This window comes from Yersinia antarctica, assembly GCF_056636475.1.
In genome coordinates, this window is sequence record NZ_JBSJQF010000001.1 from 3914825 (window position 1) to 3933865 (window position 19041).

The window sequence follows — 19041 nt, forward strand, 5'->3', positions numbered from 1 at the left end:
GTTCATTTCGTTGCCGCCTTCCTGCAACTCGAATTATTTAGGGTATAAAGCCCGCGAGCTTCATTAGCTAAAAGCGAAACGGGCGGCTTTCGCCCCCCGTTATCTAAATTACTGCTTAGCGCGCTCTTCCAGCATCACCACCGCTGGCAGTTTTTTCCCTTCTACGAACTCAAGGAATGCACCACCGCCGGTAGAAATGTAAGAGATTTGGTCAGCAATACCGAACAGATCGATTGCTGCCAGAGTGTCACCACCGCCCGCGATAGAGAATGCGTCACTCTCTGCGATGGCACGAGCGACTATCTCGGTCCCTTTACGGAAATTAGGGAACTCGAATACACCAACCGGGCCATTCCACAGAATGGTTTTGGCATTTTTCAGGATCTCAGCCAGACGTTGTGCAGACTCGTCGCCCAGATCAAGAATTTGTTCGTCATCTTTGATTTGGTTAGCTGGTTTCAGTGTCGCAACAGCAGTTTCAGAGAATTCGGTTGCAACACGCACATCGGTAGGAACCGGGATATCACAAGTTTCCAGCAGGCGCTTGGCTTCTGGAATCAGGTCTGCTTCGTACAGAGATTTACCGACATTGTTGCCTTGAGCTGCAACGAAGGTATTGGCGATACCACCACCAACAATCAGTTGATCGGCGATTTTAGACAGTGCGCCAAGCACGGTCAGTTTGGTTGATACTTTAGAACCACCCACAATGGCAACCATTGGGCGTGCTGGGTTACCCAGCGCTTTACCCAGTGCTTCCAGTTCTGCTGACAACAGCGGGCCGGCACAGGCGATAGGGGCAAATTTACCCACACCGTGAGTAGAAGCTTGTGCACGGTGAGCAGTACCAAACGCATCCATCACATAGACATCACACAGCGCCGCATATTTCTTAGACAGCGTTTCGTCGTCTTTCTTCTCGCCTTTGTTAAAGCGAACGTTTTCCAGCACAACCAACTCGCCTGCTGCAATTTCAACGCCGTCCAGATAGTCTTTCGCCAGACGTACCGGAGAAGACAGTTTGTCTTTCAGGTAGTTAACTACTGGCAGCAAGGAGAACTCTTCGTTGTACTCGCCTTCGGTCGGGCGACCCAAGTGAGAGGTAACCATTACTTTAGCGCCTTGCTTCAGTGCCGCTTCAATCGTCGGCAGAGATGCACGGATACGCGCATCAGAAGTCACTTTGCCATCTTTTATCGGAACATTGAGGTCCGCACGGATCAGCACGCGTTTGCCAGCCAGATCCAGATCGGTCATCTTAATTACAGACATGGTGAATCCTCTTGTTGATTCTCTTTAAAGTTGCATAAGCTGCACATCAACGCTGATATAACCGCAGTAAAACTGCGGAAAAACAAGACGTTAGCATGCCATACTAGAAACCACTTCGGGCCATCGCCAATGTCGTATCCAACATTCTATTGGCGAAACCCCATTCGTTATCGCACCATACCAAGGTCTTAATCAGGTGCTGCCCACTGACCCGAGTCTGCGTGCAATCGACAATTGCACTGTGCGGATCATGGTTAAAATCGGTCGACACCAAGGGTAATTCCGTATAGTCAACTATACCACGAAATGAACCTCTTGCTGCCTTTTGAAAAAGCTGGTTAACCTCAGCGACACCAACCGGGTTTGTCACGCTAACGCTTAAATCGATAGCGGTTACGTTGATGGTTGGCACCCGTACCGAGATAGCTTCAAACCTGTCACAAAACTTCGGAAAAATACGGGTAATCCCTGCCGCCAGTTTAGTATCAACCGGGATAATTGACTGACTTGCTGCCCGGGTACGGCGTAAATCCTGATGATAAGCATCGATAACGGGTTGATCATTCATTGATGAATGAATGGTGGTCACAGTGCCAGACTCGATGCCATAAGCGATATCCAACAACTGAATAATAGGAATAATGCAGTTCGTGGTACAGGAAGCGTTGGAAACAATCCGGTGCTCCGCCAGTAAATCTTGATGGTTTACACCATAGACTACTGTTGCGTCTAAATCATTGCCGCCAGGATGGGCAAACAGTACCTTTTTGGCACCGGAGGCAATATGAGCCTCGCCATCGGCACGGCTGCCATACACGCCGCTACAATCTAGAACAACATCAATTCCTAACTCACCCCAAGGTAACTGCTCTATTTCTGGCTGATGTATCAGCCGGATGATATCGTCACCGACGTACAAATTGTCACATTCCTGACGAACATCCCAGGCAAACCGGCCATGGCTGGAGTCATACTTCAGTAAATGGGCCATCCCTTGTGCATTAGCCAACTCATTAATAGCAACTACTGAAATTTCTGCCCGGCGACCCGATTCATACAATGCGCGTAAAACGCTACGGCCAATACGGCCAAAGCCATTTATCGCTATGCGGATTGTCATGTTACTCCCTGTTTCTGGTTATTATCATGCAACCCCATAGCGTACTGCACCGTACTCTAAGATGTTAATCGTCTTATCACAATTCAGCCAGAATACTTCCGGCTTTTTCCTCAGCTAATTTTACTGAAACTGAAAATCAATCATGACTGAAACGCTTCAGCCAGAATAAACCAAACTAATCATAAAAGGAATATCTGCCTGATAAAGGGCACAATACATCCATCAATTGGCGAAAAAAAAGACCGCAGAAGCGGTCTTTTAACAGGTGTATTACCGGGATTGTCATCACCGTTTACACCCGGTATACCCTTTGGCTTGGAACTGCTGGAATGCTAGCGGCACCACCAAGTTTTTTGGGCATATTTCATAGTAACGCAGTCTCTTATTTCAATAGCGCCTGAGCTTTCGCTACCACGTTTTCAACAGTGAAACCAAATTCTTTAAACAGCAATTCTGCTGGTGCAGATTCACCGAAGGTGGTCATACCAACCACCGCGCCATTCAGGCCAACGTATTTGTACCAGTAATCGGCAATACCGGCTTCAACGGCAACGCGCGCGCTAACCGCTGCTGGCAATACAGATTCACGGTAAGCGGCGTCTTGTTTGTCGAATGCATCAGTTGATGGCATAGAAACAACACGCACTTTGTGGCCTGCGCCGGTCAGTTGATCTGCTGCTGCCACTGCCAGTTCAACTTCAGAACCGGTAGCAATGAAGATCAGTTCAGGCTGGCCTGCACAATCTTTCAGTACATATGCGCCTTTAGCGATATTGGCTAACTGCTCAGCAGTACGTGGCTGTTGTGCCAGATTCTGACGGGAGAAGATCAGTGCACTCGGGCCATCTTTGCGTTCCAGCGCATACTGCCATGCCACCGCAGACTCAACCTGGTCACAAGGACGCCAGGTGCTCATGTTTGGTGTTACACGCAGGCTGGCCATCTGCTCAACCGGCTGATGGGTTGGGCCATCTTCGCCCAGACCAATAGAGTCATGGGTGTAAACGAATATGCTGCGGATTTTCATCAGAGCAGCCATACGCACCGCGTTACGGGCATATTCCACAAACATCAGGAAGGTTGCGCCGTAAGGAATGAAACCACCGTGCAGAGCAATACCGTTCATGATGGCAGACATACCAAATTCACGGACACCGTAGTGAATGTAGTTACCCGCCAGATCATCGCTCAGTGATTTAGAACCAGACCAGATAGTCAGGTTACTCGGTGCCAGGTCAGCAGAGCCGCCCAAGAATTCAGGTAATACTTTACCGAAGGCTTCCAGCGCATTTTGTGATGCTTTGCGGCTGGCAATCTTGGCAGGATTAGCTTGCAATTGTTCGATGAAATTCTTGGATTCAGTCGCCCAGTTAGCAGGCAATTCACCGCTGACACGACGTTTGAATTCAGCAGCCAGTTCTGGATAAGCTTTGGCATAAGCTGCGAACTTCTCGTTCCAGGCAGCTTCTTTTGCCTGACCGGCTTCTTTAGCATCCCACGCAGCATAGATATTTTGTGGGATTTCAAATGCAGGGTATTTCCACCCCAATGCTTCACGGGTAGCAGCAACTTCATCAGCACCTAATGGTGCACCGTGTGAGTCATGCGTACCGGCTTTCTTCGGTGAGCCAAAACCGATAATGGTTTTGCACATCAGCAGTGAAGGTTTGTCGCTAACTTTGTGAGCTTCTTCGATAGCCGCTTTGATTGAATCAGCATTATGGCCATCAACACCACGAACCACATGCCAACCGTAAGCTTCGAAACGAGCCGCCGTGTCGTCAGTGAACCAGCCTTCAACGTGACCATCGATAGAGATACCGTTGTCGTCATAGAAAGCGGTCAGTTTGCCCAGCTTCATGGTGCCAGCCAGAGAGCACACCTCGTGGGAGATACCTTCCATCATGCAGCCATCACCCATAAATGCGTAGGTGTGATGATCAACAACGTCATGGCTTGGGCGGTTAAACTGTGCGGCCAGCGTGCGTTCTGCAATGGCGAAACCAACAGCATTCGCAATGCCCTGACCCAGCGGGCCGGTGGTAGTTTCTACGCCAGCGGTATAGCCATATTCAGGGTGACCAGGCGTTTTAGAGTGTAACTGACGGAAGTTTTTCAGCTCTTCCATCGGCAAATCATAGCCAGTGAGATGCAGCAAGCTATAGATCAACATGGAGCCGTGACCATTCGATAACACGAAACGGTCGCGATCAGCCCAGTGTGGGTTGGTTGGGTTATGGTTCAAATAGTCACGCCACAAAACTTCGGCGATATCTGCCATACCCATAGGGGCGCCGGGGTGGCCGGAATTCGCTTTCTGCACTGCGTCCATGCTTAGTGCGCGGATCGCGTTGGCAAGCTCTTTACGAGAGGACATGTTTTACTCCAGGTCGGATTAAAAAAAAGCGTTCAAGTTTACCATTTTCTCAGACTCAGCATTGAAACGGCAATCACTAAAACTAAATGAGCTAAAACTTCCATATTTTCAGAATAAAGCTATAGCTGTAACGATTGAGTCGCGTTACCCTCGCTGCGTTTTTAGCCACACAATGAGTGTATTAACCACTCTGTCGGCTGGCAGTGTTCGTTTTTGCAAACAAACCGATATAAACCATACGTTGCCACGAATATTTCGGGCAAGACCTATTGCCGACAGAGTAGAACAACCGTCGTCGATTCAACAGCGATTAATGCAATAGTTAATAAGAATGCAACAGTGACTGTTGGCGAATAATGATGGATAGATAACGCAACTGATACGTTATCATCACGAAGAGAACGGTCCTCTCCAATAATAAAATGGCATAACCACAGGAAGAAAGTGTTATGAAAATTCGTACCTCAATGATTGCACTGAGCCTTACAGCGCTGCTTAGCGGCTGCCAGAATATGAATACTGATGGCTTAATGCAGTCAGGCGCACAGGCATTTCAAGCGGCAACCTTGAATGATGCTGATGTAAAAATGCTCAGCGAAAAATCTTGCGCTGAAATGGATCAGAAAGCGCAGATAGCGCCAACAGACAGTACCTATGCCAAACGGTTGGTGAAAATTTCAGCCGCATTAGGCGATAACATTAATGGTACGCCAGCTAACTATAAGGTGTATGTCACAAAGGATGTGAATGCCTGGGCCATGGCAAATGGTTGTATTCGTGTTTATAGCGGGCTGATGGATATGATGACCGACAATGAAGTGGAAGGTGTACTCGGTCATGAGATGGGCCATGTGGCATTGGGGCATACCCGTAAAGCGATGCAAGTGGCTTATGGCACAACTGCCCTGCGCACTGCGGCCAGTTCCGCTGGCGGGATTGCCGGGCAGTTGTCTCAGTCTCAGTTAGCAGATATTGGCGAGAAATTGGTTAACGCTCAATTTTCACAGAAACAAGAAAGCGAAGCGGATGATTACTCATTCGATTTGTTGAAAAAACGCGGTATCGATCCAAATGGTTTAGTCACTAGCTTTGAAAAATTGGCAACCATGGAAGCAGGCCGTACCAGCAGCATGTTTGACGATCATCCGTCATCACAAGCGCGGGCTGATCATATTCGCCAACGTATTGCTGCTGAGAAGTAAACCCCGTCAATTATCACTGTATAACGCCCGTGATTTTTGCGGGCGTTACTCTCTTATTACTAAATATTACCCGCCACTATCTACGTCCAGATTTACCTCAATCTGATCACCTTTAATGCGCACTGGATAGGTTGCTAAATCCCTATCGCCTGGCTCACGCAAGCACTGGCCGGTCCGCACATCAAACAATGCACCGTGTAATGGGCACTCAACGGTTTCTCCATCCATAAAGCCCTGACTTAACAATGCATTGGCATGAGGGCAAATGTCTTCCATCGCAAAATACTCACCATCAATGACATAGACGCCAATCCTTTTATCATCAATCTGCGCTGAGAAAGGAAAATCGGGCTTGACGTAATTTACCTTACAAACACTGACCCATCCCATTCAAGCACCTCTCAGATAAGCATCATAAATGACCAATATTAGTGTGGTTGATATTTGGACAATCACCAGTGACAGGGGCAAACAAAAAGGGCAAACCTGAGTTTGCCCTTAATATAGAGAGACTTCTTGCGTTGAAAAAGCAGCCGTTAGCCGTTATTCATCTTCGAGATAAGTATAACCGTACAGACCTGCTTCGAACTCTTCCATAAACTGCGCCTGCAACTCGGTATCTAGATCAGTTTCTTTCACCTGATCACGGAATTGGTTCAACAATTTCTCTGGGTTCAACTGAACATATTCCAGCATATCTGCGACGGTATCACCTTCGTCAGTCTGCTCAACTTCAACCGTGCCGTCTGGGAATACATACACATCAACCGCGGCAGTATCACCAAACAAGTTATGCATATTGCCCAGAATCTCTTGATAGGCACCAACCATAAAGAAGCCCAACAATGGCGGGTTTTCAGCATCATATGGCGGCATCGGCATGGTGGTTGCTACCCCATCGCCGTCAATATAATGGTCGATAGTACCGTCTGAGTCACAAGTAATATCCAGCAATACCGCGCGGCGTTCTGGTGGCTTATCTAACCCTTCCAGTGGCAACACTGGGAATAACTGATCGATACCCCAGGCATCCGGCATAGATTGGAACAGCGAGAAATTCACGTACAGCTTGTCGGCCATACGCTCTTGCAGCTCATCAATGATTGGCCGGTGTGCACGATTGCTTGGGTCCAGTTGCTTCTGGATATCATTGCAGATACTCAGGTACATCTGTTCCGCCCAGGCACGTTGTGTCAGGTCCAGTATCCCATGGGCATATTGACTATGCACATCATGTAAATCCATTTGACTGTCGTGCAGCCATTCGCGCAGAGAGCGGCGGTTTTCCGGCTCTTGCATTTCCAGCCAGGTATCCCACAGGCTTATCAGCGCACGAGGTGCATCTTCTTCCGGTGGCTGTGGCTCATTAAATTCATTGCGTTCTACGCCGATCACATTGGAAACCAGCACGGTATGGTGCGCGGTGACTGCGCGGCCCGATTCCGTAATCACGGTAGGATGCGGCAGGCCATGTTCATTACAAGCATCACCAATACCCCAGATAACGTTGTTGGCATATTCATTCAGGCCATAGTTTACTGAGCAATCGGACTGAGAACGCGTCCCTTCGTAATCCACCCCCAAACCACCACCCACATCGAAGCACTGGATATTGACACCCAGCTTGTGTAATTCCACATAGAAACGTGCGGACTCACGAACCCCGGTGGAGATATCACGGATGTTGGATAGCTGAGATCCCAAATGGAAATGCAGTAATTGCAGGCTTTCGAGACTATTGGCGTCACGCAGCATATCAACCAATTGCAGCACTTGGGTGGCAGACAAACCAAATTTAGATTTCTCACCACCGCTGGCCTGCCATTTACCGGAACCTTGTGATGCCAGGCGCGCACGAACACCCAGGCGCGGAACCACATTCAAGCGTTCGGCTTCTTCCAATACCATTTTGATTTCTGACATCTTTTCGATGACCAGATAAACCTTATGGCCCAGTTTTTCGCCGATTAATGCCAGACGAATATATTCACGATCTTTATAGCCGTTACAAACGATAACCGAACGGGTCATACCTGCATGGGCCAAAACCGCCATCATTTCAGCTTTAGAGCCAGCTTCCAGCCCCAACGGCTCACCAGAATTGACTAAAGACTCAATAACCCGGCGATGCTGGTTTACTTTAATCGGGTAAACCAGGAAGTAGTCGCCTTCATAGCCAAATGACTCACGCGCACGTTTAAATGCACCGTTAATTGAGCGTAGGCGATGTTGTAAAATTTGTGGGAAACAGAATAATGCAGGCAGACGTTGCCCCTGCTCGAGCTGCATTCCTTTGACCAGTTGCGCCAGATCGACACGCGCCTCACGAACATCTGGATCAGGGCAAACGCTGATATGACCCAACTCGTTGACGTCATAATAGTTGCCACCCCAATAGGCGACGTTATACGTGCTCAGCATCTTGCTGGCATTACGGTCATTCATGGCAACCTCCTGCATAGAGCGTAAAGAAACATGTGCGCCCGCTGCTGACGGACGGCCAATCAAGTTATCATCAGACATAATTCGCCTCTATTGCGATACTGACGATAAAGTCAGCCACTATCGCAGCTACAACCAGCAAGGACAACCCACGTGGACGCCGAATCGGCAGAATATTACGCTGCAAAGCGCTATCCACAAGTGGTTTATCACTCAGCTATTCATTACCCAAAAGGGTAAAACACGTTTAAATGGAAAATACGTCCGACTGTAAATACGTATTGAGATTTTGTGAATCGGATTAGCCGCAAAGTGGTCAGGCTAGCCAAATTCAGTGCTTCAGGCGGCTGTTAACCTGCCCGCGAATCCTGAGACGCACCCATGTGGGTGTAACATCGCCTTGATGGAGTACAAGAAAGGAAGGTTGCAAAGGGGGATTGAACGTCAGAACGACGTAGCTGTTGATGTGCAGCAACCAGTTGACAACGGATCATTAATCCAACCACCTCCACGCATGCCGCTCAGATTGAACGGACAAGACTTTAAATAAACCCGTCATCTTTCAAGTTACAGGGGAAATAGCTGCATATTGAAATCTATTGGGTATAGACAGATTAAGTAACAGTTTGATGACGCCGCTATTTTCATGCCCATTCACGGTTAAACACCTGAGTGCAAAACTCTGCAAATGTAACAATGAGCTAATGTCATCCTCTGCCATCTTCATCATTGCATATCAAATAAGCTGCGCGCGCAGTTTATACCTATAACGCGAGCAAAATGCAAAATGAAAATAGCGTGTATACCCTAAATAATTCGAGTTACAGGAAGGCGGCAAGCGAGATAATCCCGATGAACTTACTGTCGCAAGTGATTCGGGTTATTGAGTGTAGCCAACGCACATGCAGCTTGAAGTATGACGGGTATAACTGTATCAAGCGGTAAATAAACACCATGACAACCAAAGCAAGAAATATCTTGATGCAAAAAGGGCTGGCATTAAGAGTAAAAGCTGACCTAAAATAGACGTCCAGATGTTAATACATCCAAACATTTTAATTGCTAGAATGCTACGTGTGCGACAAATCATGCAAGGCTTCTAAATTTATACGCCCAAAAAACTTGGCGTTGCGGGTGGGCAGCAGACGAACCAGCCCGATGAGCTTACTCAAATGAGTGGTTCGGAGGACTGCGTGCAGCTAACAACCAGGCGGCTTCAAGTACGAATGGGATCGACTGCTAAAGGCTTTGCCTAAAGAGGCGTTGTAAAACGTCAACGTATCAGAAGACCTAACCAAACGTAGGCTTCTGTTGCCTGGCACCCAACGCTATGCAGTGACTTTTCACTTGTATTCAAGGTAAAGAAAATAATGGCTAAACACTTATTTACGTCGGAATCTGTTTCTGAAGGGCATCCAGACAAAATTGCTGATCAGATTTCAGATGCGGTACTGGACGCAATTCTTGAGCAAGACCCAAAAGCGCGTGTTGCCTGCGAGACCTATGTCAAAACGGGTATGGTATTAGTTGGCGGTGAAGTTACCACTAACGCATGGGTAGATATCGAAGAGATCACCCGTAAAACCGTGCGCGAAATCGGTTATGTTAATTCTGAGATGGGTTTTGATGCTAACTCTTGCGCCGTTTTAAGTGCGATTGGGAAGCAGTCACCTGATATTAATCAGGGTGTTGACCGTTCAGACCCCTTAGAACAAGGCGCGGGTGATCAGGGCCTGATGTTCGGCTATGCCACTAACGAAACCGACGTTTTAATGCCTGCACCTATTACCTATGCACACCGTTTGGTAAAGCGTCAGGCTGAAGTGCGTAAAAATGGCACCTTGCCATGGCTGCGCCCGGATGCAAAAAGCCAGATTACCTTCCAGTATGATAACGGCAAGATTGTCGGTATTGATGCGGTTGTTCTGTCGACGCAGCATTCAGAAGATATCAGTCTGAAAGATTTACAAGAAGCGGTGATGGAAGAGATTATCAAGCCGGTTCTACCTGTTGAGTGGCTCACCGCAGCTACCAAATATCATATCAACCCGACAGGCCGTTTCGTTATCGGTGGCCCAATGGGCGACTGTGGTCTGACTGGGCGTAAAATCATTGTTGATACCTACGGCGGCATGGCTCGTCATGGGGGCGGTGCATTCTCCGGTAAAGATCCATCCAAAGTTGACCGCTCAGCAGCATATGCTGCCCGTTATGTAGCGAAAAATATTGTTGCGGCTGGCCTGGCTGACCGTTGCGAGATTCAGGTTTCATACGCCATTGGTGTGGCAGAACCTACCTCCATCATGGTGGAAACATTCGGCACGGGTAAGGTCTCTGAGGATCAATTGATTACCTTGGTACGTGAATTCTTCGAACTGCGCCCTTATGGCTTGATTCAGATGCTGGATCTGTTGCATCCGATCTATCAAGCAACCGCAGCTTATGGTCACTTTGGTCGTGAAGAATTCCCTTGGGAAAAAACCGACAAAGCCGCCTTGCTGCGTGAGGCTGCTGGCTTGAAATAAGTTTCAACCGTTAAGCGCTGAACAGCAAAAACCCCGCCTGGCGGGGTTTTTTATATCTAACGAGCACGCTCTAGTAGGCTAAATATTGCCATTCCCGCCACCATCGCGGCGACAAAGATAACCCCTTTGAACATCCCTGCGCCCAGCAATACCAGTGCCGGCCCAGGGCATATCCCCGCCAATCCCCAACCGACGCCAAACAACAGGCTACCGCCAATTAACCGCCGATCAATACGATTAGAGGTTGGCAATTGCAAGGGTTGCCCCAGCAAACTGACTTTACGTTTTTTGGCCCAGGTAAAACCGAGTAGCGCGATAGCCACTGCGGCTGCCATCACCAATGCCAATGACGGGTCCCATAAACCTCTAATGTCGAGAAAACCTAAGACCTTGGCAGGGTTGGCCATACCTGCAACTATCAGGCCCAAACCAAATATCAGCCCGGCCAACAGCGAGAAAAATAGATTCATATTCTGTTCCTAAGCAAATAGATGGCGAACCAGCCCCACAGTGATAAAGCCGGTAAACATAAAGCTCAATGTCGCCACCAGTGAACGTGGCGAGAAACGAGCTAGCCCACAGACGCCATGCCCACTGGTACATCCGGCACCATAGCGCGTCCCAATTCCTACCAGCAATCCGGCTAAAATCAGAGTGGGCAAAGCTGCATCAATTTGGATAACCGGTAACGCGGTAAACAGCGAATAAACCAAAGGTGAAATAACCAAACCAATGATGAATGCCATACGCCAGCCGCGATCCCCTGCTTTTGGCGAAAGTAAGCCCCCCAAAATGCCACTAATACCAGCAATCCGGCCAGTGGCTAACAATAGAAACGTTACTGCAACGCCCAATACTGCCCCTCCGGCCAGTGCACTGTAAGGGGTAAAGTTAATCCAATCGATAGTCATATTGCCTCCTTCTCTTGTGGGCAATAAAGCTGATAGAGCAGCTCCAACAGTGCCAAAACTTTACTATCGGCGATTGAGTAAAATATCCGCTTACCGTCGCGGCGAGTGTTCACTAGCCCATCACTACGCAGCACACCAAGCTGTTGTGATAACGTTGGTTGATGAATCCCCAATGCGGCTTCTAATTCACCTACTGCTTTTTCTCCCTGGCTCAATTGGCACAGTAAGAGCAAACGATCCTCATTTGACAGCACCCGTAATACATCACCAGCCGCTGCTGCCGCTTGCCTCATAAGATCCATGCTGATCATTTGATGGTTATTCATAAGCCCTTCGGATAACTAGATTTCATTATATATTTTTATATTATATGTTTTTATATAATAATCTACTCAAAATAGTCCTGCCTACTGGCTTGCATCTGCTTATCGACCGTTTTATTCTTCGGCGATATGAGTACACAACGAATCCCAATCGCGTTACAGCAAGCCGTTATGCGCTGCCTGCGCCACAAATTGCAGTTAGCGAATCAACATCTTGGCACCGCCTACTCGGAGCCGAAAATCAATTATCATCAACGCGGCACTAGCGCGGGTAGTGCCTATCTGCAATCCTTCGAGATTCGTCTTAACCCTGTATTGTTACTGGAAAATCAGCAGGACTTTATCGAGGAAGTGGTGCCGCACGAACTGGCTCACTTGCTGGTTTATCGCCAATTTGGCCGAGTTGCTCCCCATGGTAAAGAGTGGCGCTGGATGATGGAGCAGGTATTGCAAGTCCCCGCCAGCCGCACCCACCAGTTTGAAGTCGCCTCGGTGCGCAGTAAGACCTTCAATTATCAGTGCAAATGCCAGCAACATGCATTAACCATTCGTCGCCACAATAAAGTACAGCGCGGCGAGAGCGAATATCGCTGCCGCCACTGTGGTGAAAAGCTGCAATTTAACGCGCTAAAAAGCTGTTAGGAATTGGTGTTACTTGTTATAAAACAGCATGTTAATTTGCTATCCATCAGTATTATCTATAACCTGCCTGCTTTTCATCATCGGGCTGTTTTGAGATATGTTACGCAATATTCTATTCTTGCTGGTTTTATCCTCCTCGTTGCTTCCTCTGGTCAGTCACAGTCAAAGCATTAATAACTTTTCTCAGGCCAAAGCGGTCGCTGTAAAAATTAATCAGGATGCCCCCAGCAGTTTTTACTGCGGATGCAAAATTGATTGGCAAGGTAAGAAAGGTATTCCTGACCTGAAAAGTTGTGGCTATCAACCAAGAAAAAACGCCCAGCGAGCAGCAAGGATCGAGTGGGAGCATGTGGTTCCGGCTTGGCAATTTGGCCACCAGCGCCAATGCTGGCAACAAGGTGGCCGCAAAAACTGCACTAAAGATCCCATCTATCGCCAAATAGAAACTGATCTGCATAATCTGCAACCGGCTATTGGCGAAGTGAATGGTGACCGCAATAACTTCATGTATTCCCAATGGAATGGCGGCCAGGGCCAATACGGTCAATGTGATATGAAAATTGATTTTAAAAATAAACTGGCAGAGCCGCCAGCGCGTGCTCGCGGAGCAATTGCCCGCACCTATTTTTATATGCGCGATCAATATCAACTGCGACTTTCCAGCCAACAAAGCAAGCTGTTTGAGGTCTGGAACCGCCAGTACCCTGTCACCAACTGGGAATGCCAACGTGATGAGCGGATAGCGAAAGCTCAGGGTAATCATAACCCTTATGTACAACGGGCTTGCCAGCAGCAAAAAGGCTAATCTAGTATATGGGTTGATACTTCCCTGCCTCTGGTCTCCTTAGGCACTTATTTATTTCGCGTGGCACCACTCGCTGCGCGGTATGTTTTCGTTTCAGGACTTAGAGCAACCCATGCGCATACCCCGCATTTATCATCCACAGCCTTTGCAGGCGAATACCGAACTGGCGTTGAGCGATGAGGCAGCCAATCATGTAGGCCGCGTGCTCCGTATGGTTGAGGGGCAAAGCCTGCAACTATTTGATGGTAGCAATCAGGTCTTCGCTGCCGAAATTGTCCGCTCAGATAAAAAAAATCTGCGGGTTCGGCTTGGTGAAGGGCAATTGGAAGACCGTGAATCACCACTGAGCTTACATTTGGGTCAGGTGATCTCCCGGGGCGAGAAAATGGAATTTACCGTGCAGAAATCGATTGAGCTGGGTGTCAATGTGATTACTCCGCTGTTTTCTGAACGTTGTGGGGTTAAGCTCGATGGCGAGCGTTTAGTGAAGAAACTCCAGCAGTGGCAGAAAATTGCTATCGCTGCCTGCGAGCAGTGTGGCCGCAATAGGATCCCGGAAATCCGCAACGCCATGCAACTATCAGACTGGTGTGCTGAGCAGGATGATAGCCTGAAACTGAATCTGCATCCGCGCGCCAGCAACAGCATCAATACCCTTCCCCCTACACTCAACAACGTGCGTTTGTTGATTGGCCCGGAGGGCGGCCTCTCTGCCGATGAAATTGCCATGACCTCGCGCCTTGGATTTACTGATATCCTGCTAGGTCCACGAGTTCTACGTACCGAAACTACAGCTCTTACCGCAATCACTGCTTTACAGGTGCGGTTTGGTGATCTGGGATAAAATTCGTTCCCATTAGGAGAGAAGAATGATCAAGCTCGGCATCGTAATGGACCCAATCTCGTCCATTAATATCAAGAAAGACTCCAGCTTCGCCATGCTGTTGGAAGCACAGCGCCGTGGTTGGGAACTGCATTACATGGAGATGGGCGACCTGTACTTACAGGGTGGTGAAGGCCGAGCCAGTACCCGTCTACTCAGCGTAAAACAGGATAAAGAGAGTTGGTTCAGTTTCGGCGCTGAACAGGATATTCCCCTGCACGACCTTGATGTCATCCTGATGCGCAAAGATCCGCCGTTTGATACTGAATTCATCTACGCCACCTATATTCTGGAGCGCGCAGAAGATAAGGGCACACTAGTAGTGAACAAGCCGCAGAGCCTGCGTGACTGTAATGAGAAGCTGTTTACCGCCTGGTTCCCTGAATTAACGCCGGATACTCTGGTCAGCCGCAATAAAGACCGCATTCGTAAATTCCATCAAAAACACGGTGATATCATTCTGAAACCGCTGGATGGGATGGGAGGGACCTCAATCTTCCGTGTGAAACAAGATGATCCTAACCTGTCGGTGATTATTGAAACGCTGACCGAATTGGGCAGCCGATTCTGCATGGCGCAGAACTTCCTGCCCGCCATTAAAGAAGGCGATAAACGGGTCTTGGTGGTTGACGGCGAGCCGGTACCTTACTGCCTGGCACGTATCCCGGCGCAAGGTGAAACCCGTGGTAATCTGGCGGCCGGCGGCCGAGGCGAAGCCCGTCCACTCAGTGAGAGCGACTGGGCGATTGCCCGCGCTGTCGCACCGGTACTGAAGCAGAAAGGCTTAATTTTCGTCGGGTTAGATATTATCGGCGATCGTCTGACTGAAATTAACGTCACCAGTCCGACCTGCATCCGTGAAATTGAAGCTGCCTTCCCGGATGTGTCCATTACCAAAATGCTGATGGATGCAATCGAAGCGCGGTTAGCTAATAAATAAACCAGATACCCTCCCCAAAGTCATGGGTGTTGCAGGCAGGCGGCAAGAGAGTAACAAATCGGTCAGGAACCGATTTGAACAGCATTTATGCTAGCCCGCAGGGTGAGCCTCAAGGATGAGGCTCATTAATCCCGATGAGCTTACTCAAGTAAGTGATTCGGGTGCGTGAACGCAGCCAACACCCCTGCGGCTTCAAGGACGAAGGGGATCCGTGACTTTATTGGCATTTATCCGCATACTGACAAAAGTTCACCCCTTAACTCAGCGAATCCCCTATATAACATAATGAATTTACAGCATCATTTTCTTATCGCTATGCCTTCACTCCAAGACCCCCTATTTATGCGCTCGGTTATTTACATCTGCGAGCATAACCAAGAGGGCGCAATGGGCTTAGTGATAAACAAACCTATGGAACAATTCACGGTAGAAACTGTGCTGGAAAAACTGAAAATCAGCCCTTCACCGCGAGACCCGGCGATACGTCTGGATAAACCGGTATTAACCGGTGGGCCACTGGCAGAGGATCGGGGGTTTATCCTGCATTCACCAAGGGAGGGATTCGGCTCCAGTATTCCTATCTCAGCCGATACGATGATAACCACCTCCAAAGATGTATTGGAGACCCTAGGGACGCCAGAACAACCTAAAAATCTACTGGTGGCATTGGGTTATGCAGGCTGGCAAAAGGGGCAACTAGAGCAGGAATTGCTGGATAACACCTGGTTGACGATTGAGGCTGATACCAACATTCTGTTCCACACGCCAATTGCAGAACGTTGGCAAGCTGCGGCCAACAAGTTGGGTATCAATATCTTTAATATTGCTCCGCAAGCAGGACACGCCTAATGGCTAATCGCACGATTGTTGCCTTTGATTTTGGGACTAAAAGTATCGGCGTAGCTATTGGCCAAGAAGTGACCGGCACTGCCCGCGCACTAACGTCATTTAAAGCGCAGGATGGCACGCCAGACTGGCAGAAAGTCGAAAAACTGCTGAAAGAGTGGCAACCTGATTTAGTCGTTGTCGGACTGCCGCTGAATATGGATGGCACCGAGCAACCCCTAACTACCCGCGCGCGCAGGTTTGCCAACCGCTTACATGGCCGCTTTGGTGTACAAATAGCCTTACAGGATGAACGCCTCAGCACCGTAGAAGCCCGCGCCAACTTATTTGACAGTGGCGGCTACCGTGCTTTGGATAAAGGCAGTGTCGATGCTGCATCTGCGGTCATTATTCTGGAAAGTTGGTTTGATGAACAGGCTGGCTGAATAGGTTTTTATTCAGCTTCAGATACGGTTACCCAGATTATGTTTCCACCGTCTGGTTTGGCAATCCCCCGCATATCGTGACACCTGTACCCACAGGATTGTATACTGAACCTATGCCAATCAGCGGCTCAAATATTGCACACCCCATGCGGGTGTTTTTTACATTTATTGAGGTTTTCTCATGACAAAAGTGACTGTTGCTGCGACCCAAATGGCTTGCTCTTGGGACCTACCTAAGAACATTGAAAATGCCGAGAAACTGGTACGTCAAGCGCATGCCAAAGGTGCACAGATCATCCTGATTCAGGAGCTGTTTGCCGCACCTTATTTCTGTATTGATCAAAGCCCGGAACACTATGCACTGGCCCAAGAGCTGGATAGTAGCCCGTTAATTAAGCACTTCGCCAAGTTGGCAGCCGAGCTGGAAGTAGTGTTACCGCTGAGCTTCTTTGAGAAAGCTAACAATGCTTATTATAACTCGCTGGTTATGATTGATGCTGATGGCTCGGTGTTAGATGTATACCGTAAGACCCATATTCCTAACGGCCCGGCTTATCAGGAAAAACAATTCTTTATTCCGGGCGATACCGGTTTTAAAGTCTGGCAAACTCGTTATGCCAAAGTAGGCGTTGGCATCTGTTGGGATCAGTGGTTCCCGGAAACGGCCCGTAGCCTGGCACTGCTTGGTGCGGAAATCATCTTCTACCCGACCGCGATTGGTTCTGAACCTGCCTATCCTGAAATCGATAGCCAACCACACTGGACCCGCGTACAGCAGGGGCACGCCGCTGCAAACCTGGTGCCCGTAATTGCATCTAACCGTATCGGTACCGAGAAAAGTAAATTTATAGCGGGCCTGGAAATGACCTTCTACGGATCTTCGTTCATTGCTGACCAGACTGGCGCTCTGCTGGCTCAGGCCAACAAAACGGATGAGGCTGTTTTGGTACATGAATTTGATTTACAAGAAATCGCTGCCCAGCGCGCTTCATGGGGCTTGTTCCGCGATCGCCGCCCAGAAATGTATCAAGCTTTAGCCACTTCTGACGGCAAGACCCGGAGATAATTTATGTCTGCACAAGATGCGATTTTACAAGCTTCAGCTTCACAAGCCCTACCCGGCACACCACAGCAGGATGGCTTCTTTATGCCTGCCGAGTGGGCAAAGCAGGATGCGGTCTGGATGCTGTGGCCATACCGTCAAGATAACTGGCGTGGCAAGGGGGCTCCCGCTCAGCAGACGTTTGCCAAAGTTGCTGAGGCCATCAGCGGTACAATCCCCGTATTTATGGGCGTGCCAGCTGAATTTATGGCTCAGGCTAAAGCAACCCTGCCTGCTAACGTAACATTGGTCGAAATGGCCAGTGATGATGCCTGGATGCGTGACACCGGCCCGACGATGGTGATTAACGGTAGCGGTGAACGCCGCGCTGTGGATTGGCAGTTCAACGCATGGGGCGGCCTTAACGGTGGCCTGTATGCCAACTGGCAACAAGATGAGAAAGTTGCCGTTCAAGTGAGTGACTTCCTGCATAACGCCTATTACAGCGCCCCACTGGTATTAGAAGGTGGTTCGATTCATACCGATGGTGAAGGCACTTTGCTAACCACCGCTGAATGTTTGCTGAATCCAAACCGCAATCCGCATCTGAATCAAGCGCAGATTGAACAGTTATTGCGTGAATACCTGGGTGTTACACACTTCATCTGGTTGCAAGATGGCGTCTATAACGATGAAACTGATGGTCATATCGACAATATGTGCTGTTTTGTTCGCCCGGGTGAAGTTGCCCTACATTGGACCGACGATCAACAAGATCCACAGTACGCACGATCAGTTGCTGCTTTTGATGTGTTATCCAATGCGGTTGATGCCAAAGGCCGCAAGCTAAAAATCTGGAAACTACCGGCTCCCGGCCCACTGTATAACACCGAAGAAGAGACTTTCGATGTGCTATCCAGCGATGCGGTTCCCCGTACCGCTGGTGAACAACTGGCTGGCTCTTACGTCAACTTTTTGATCAGTAACCAACAAATCATTTACCCGTTGTTAGATTACCGTACCGATGGCGTGGCGCAAGATCTGTTGCAGCAGATGTTCCCAGACTTTGTGATTACCGGTGTTCCCGCCCGAGAGATCCTGCTCGGTGGGGGGAATATTCACTGTATTACTCAGCAGATCCCGTCAGCATAATTACCCTTCTTACTTGGAGCCGTGGCAGTGTTAGCGGCTCTCATTCACCCGAATCACTTACAGATCGTAAGCTCATCGGGGTTTATTCGTTTGCTGCCTTGCCACAACCCCAATTACTTTGGGTAACTTCTTCC

General features: G+C 48.8%; 19 protein-coding genes. 10 read left to right on the forward strand and 9 right to left on the reverse strand.

Annotation, left to right across the window (positions count from 1 at the left end):
* Positions 1–108: 108 nt before the first annotated feature.
* The 3 genes from pgk to tkt all read right to left on the reverse strand — a co-directional run bounded on the left by pgk (position 109) and on the right by tkt (position 4769).
* Complete coding sequence (gene pgk / locus ACWJJO_RS18195) at positions 109–1272, reverse strand: phosphoglycerate kinase (RefSeq protein WP_050086390.1); 1164 nt, start codon at positions 1270–1272, stop codon at positions 109–111.
* A 103-nt stretch (positions 1273–1375) separates the two neighbouring features.
* Positions 1376–2392: an erythrose-4-phosphate dehydrogenase gene (gene epd / locus ACWJJO_RS18200; protein WP_083162725.1), complete on the reverse strand. Its 1017-nt coding sequence runs from the start codon at positions 2390–2392 to the stop codon at positions 1376–1378.
* 382 nt (positions 2393–2774) lie between these two features.
* Positions 2775–4769: a transketolase gene (gene tkt, locus ACWJJO_RS18205; RefSeq protein WP_083162723.1), complete on the reverse strand. Its 1995-nt coding sequence runs from the start codon at positions 4767–4769 to the stop codon at positions 2775–2777.
* A 449-nt stretch (positions 4770–5218) separates the two neighbouring features.
* Between tkt and loiP the strand changes: the two genes are divergently transcribed.
* Positions 5219–5971, forward strand: a complete 753-nt coding sequence (gene loiP, locus ACWJJO_RS18210) for a metalloprotease LoiP (protein ID WP_083162721.1) — start codon at positions 5219–5221, stop codon at positions 5969–5971.
* Positions 5972–6037: 66 nt separating this feature from the next.
* On the opposite strand, the gene ACWJJO_RS18215 is transcribed toward loiP, so the two are convergent.
* The 3 genes from ACWJJO_RS18215 to ACWJJO_RS18225 all read right to left on the reverse strand — a co-directional run bounded on the left by ACWJJO_RS18215 (position 6038) and on the right by ACWJJO_RS18225 (position 8907).
* Positions 6038–6361, reverse strand: a complete 324-nt coding sequence (locus ACWJJO_RS18215) for a non-heme iron oxygenase ferredoxin subunit (RefSeq protein ID WP_083162719.1) — start codon at positions 6359–6361, stop codon at positions 6038–6040.
* A gap of 153 nt (positions 6362–6514) precedes the next feature.
* Positions 6515–8494 carry a biosynthetic arginine decarboxylase gene (gene speA, locus ACWJJO_RS18220; protein ID WP_083162717.1) on the reverse strand — a complete coding sequence of 660 codons (1980 nt, stop codon included), beginning with the start codon at positions 8492–8494 and terminating at the stop codon, positions 6515–6517.
* A 269-nt stretch (positions 8495–8763) separates the two neighbouring features.
* A complete protein-coding gene (locus ACWJJO_RS18225) occupies positions 8764–8907 on the reverse strand; it encodes a hypothetical protein (RefSeq protein WP_420070940.1) in 144 nt (47 codons plus the stop codon).
* Between the two features lie 876 nt (positions 8908–9783).
* On the opposite strand from ACWJJO_RS18225, the gene metK reads away from it, so the two are divergent.
* Positions 9784–10938, forward strand: coding sequence for a methionine adenosyltransferase (gene metK, locus ACWJJO_RS18230; RefSeq protein ID WP_083162713.1), 1155 nt, complete (start codon positions 9784–9786; stop codon positions 10936–10938).
* Between the two features lie 56 nt (positions 10939–10994).
* Here the strand turns inward: metK and ACWJJO_RS18235 are convergent, their stop codons facing one another.
* From ACWJJO_RS18235 to ACWJJO_RS18245, 3 genes are read right to left on the reverse strand one after another with little or no spacing between them, the layout of a single operon-like run.
* Positions 10995–11408, reverse strand: coding sequence for a DUF6691 family protein (locus tag ACWJJO_RS18235; RefSeq protein ID WP_083162711.1), 414 nt, complete (start codon positions 11406–11408; stop codon positions 10995–10997).
* A 9-nt stretch (positions 11409–11417) separates the two neighbouring features.
* Positions 11418–11849: a YeeE/YedE family protein gene (locus ACWJJO_RS18240; RefSeq protein WP_372569595.1), complete on the reverse strand. Its 432-nt coding sequence runs from the start codon at positions 11847–11849 to the stop codon at positions 11418–11420.
* The gene (locus ACWJJO_RS18245; protein ID WP_193784784.1) at positions 11846–12175 is read right to left on the reverse strand and encodes a metalloregulator ArsR/SmtB family transcription factor; all 330 of its coding nucleotides are present in this window, start codon (positions 12173–12175) and stop codon (positions 11846–11848) included. Before ACWJJO_RS18245 ends, ACWJJO_RS18240 begins: the two co-directional genes overlap by 4 nt.
* 126 nt (positions 12176–12301) lie before the next feature.
* Between ACWJJO_RS18245 and ACWJJO_RS18250 the strand changes: the two genes are divergently transcribed.
* The 8 genes from ACWJJO_RS18250 (at position 12302) to aguA (ending at position 18907) form a co-directional block, all read left to right on the forward strand.
* The gene (locus ACWJJO_RS18250) at positions 12302–12814 is read left to right on the forward strand and encodes a SprT family zinc-dependent metalloprotease (protein ID WP_083162707.1); all 513 of its coding nucleotides are present in this window, start codon (positions 12302–12304) and stop codon (positions 12812–12814) included.
* 97 nt (positions 12815–12911) lie between these two features.
* Positions 12912–13619: a deoxyribonuclease I gene (gene endA / locus ACWJJO_RS18255; RefSeq protein WP_372569596.1), complete on the forward strand. Its 708-nt coding sequence runs from the start codon at positions 12912–12914 to the stop codon at positions 13617–13619.
* Positions 13620–13731: 112 nt separating this feature from the next.
* The gene (gene rsmE, locus ACWJJO_RS18260; protein ID WP_083162699.1) at positions 13732–14463 is read left to right on the forward strand and encodes a 16S rRNA (uracil(1498)-N(3))-methyltransferase; all 732 of its coding nucleotides are present in this window, start codon (positions 13732–13734) and stop codon (positions 14461–14463) included.
* A 25-nt stretch (positions 14464–14488) separates the two neighbouring features.
* On the forward strand, positions 14489–15442 hold the full coding sequence (gshB, locus tag ACWJJO_RS18265; protein WP_372560631.1) for a glutathione synthase: 954 nt from the start codon (positions 14489–14491) through the stop codon (positions 15440–15442).
* A gap of 285 nt (positions 15443–15727) precedes the next feature.
* Complete coding sequence (locus tag ACWJJO_RS18270) at positions 15728–16291, forward strand: YqgE/AlgH family protein (protein ID WP_083162695.1); 564 nt, start codon at positions 15728–15730, stop codon at positions 16289–16291.
* The gene (gene ruvX / locus ACWJJO_RS18275; RefSeq protein ID WP_083162693.1) at positions 16291–16713 is read left to right on the forward strand and encodes a Holliday junction resolvase RuvX; all 423 of its coding nucleotides are present in this window, start codon (positions 16291–16293) and stop codon (positions 16711–16713) included. Before ACWJJO_RS18270 ends, ruvX begins: the two co-directional genes overlap by 1 nt.
* A gap of 181 nt (positions 16714–16894) precedes the next feature.
* Positions 16895–17779: an N-carbamoylputrescine amidase gene (gene aguB / locus ACWJJO_RS18280; protein WP_083162691.1), complete on the forward strand. Its 885-nt coding sequence runs from the start codon at positions 16895–16897 to the stop codon at positions 17777–17779.
* Positions 17780–17782: 3 nt separating this feature from the next.
* Positions 17783–18907, forward strand: coding sequence for an agmatine deiminase (gene aguA / locus ACWJJO_RS18285; protein ID WP_481091329.1), 1125 nt, complete (start codon positions 17783–17785; stop codon positions 18905–18907).
* The last annotated feature ends 134 nt before the right edge of the window (positions 18908–19041 follow it).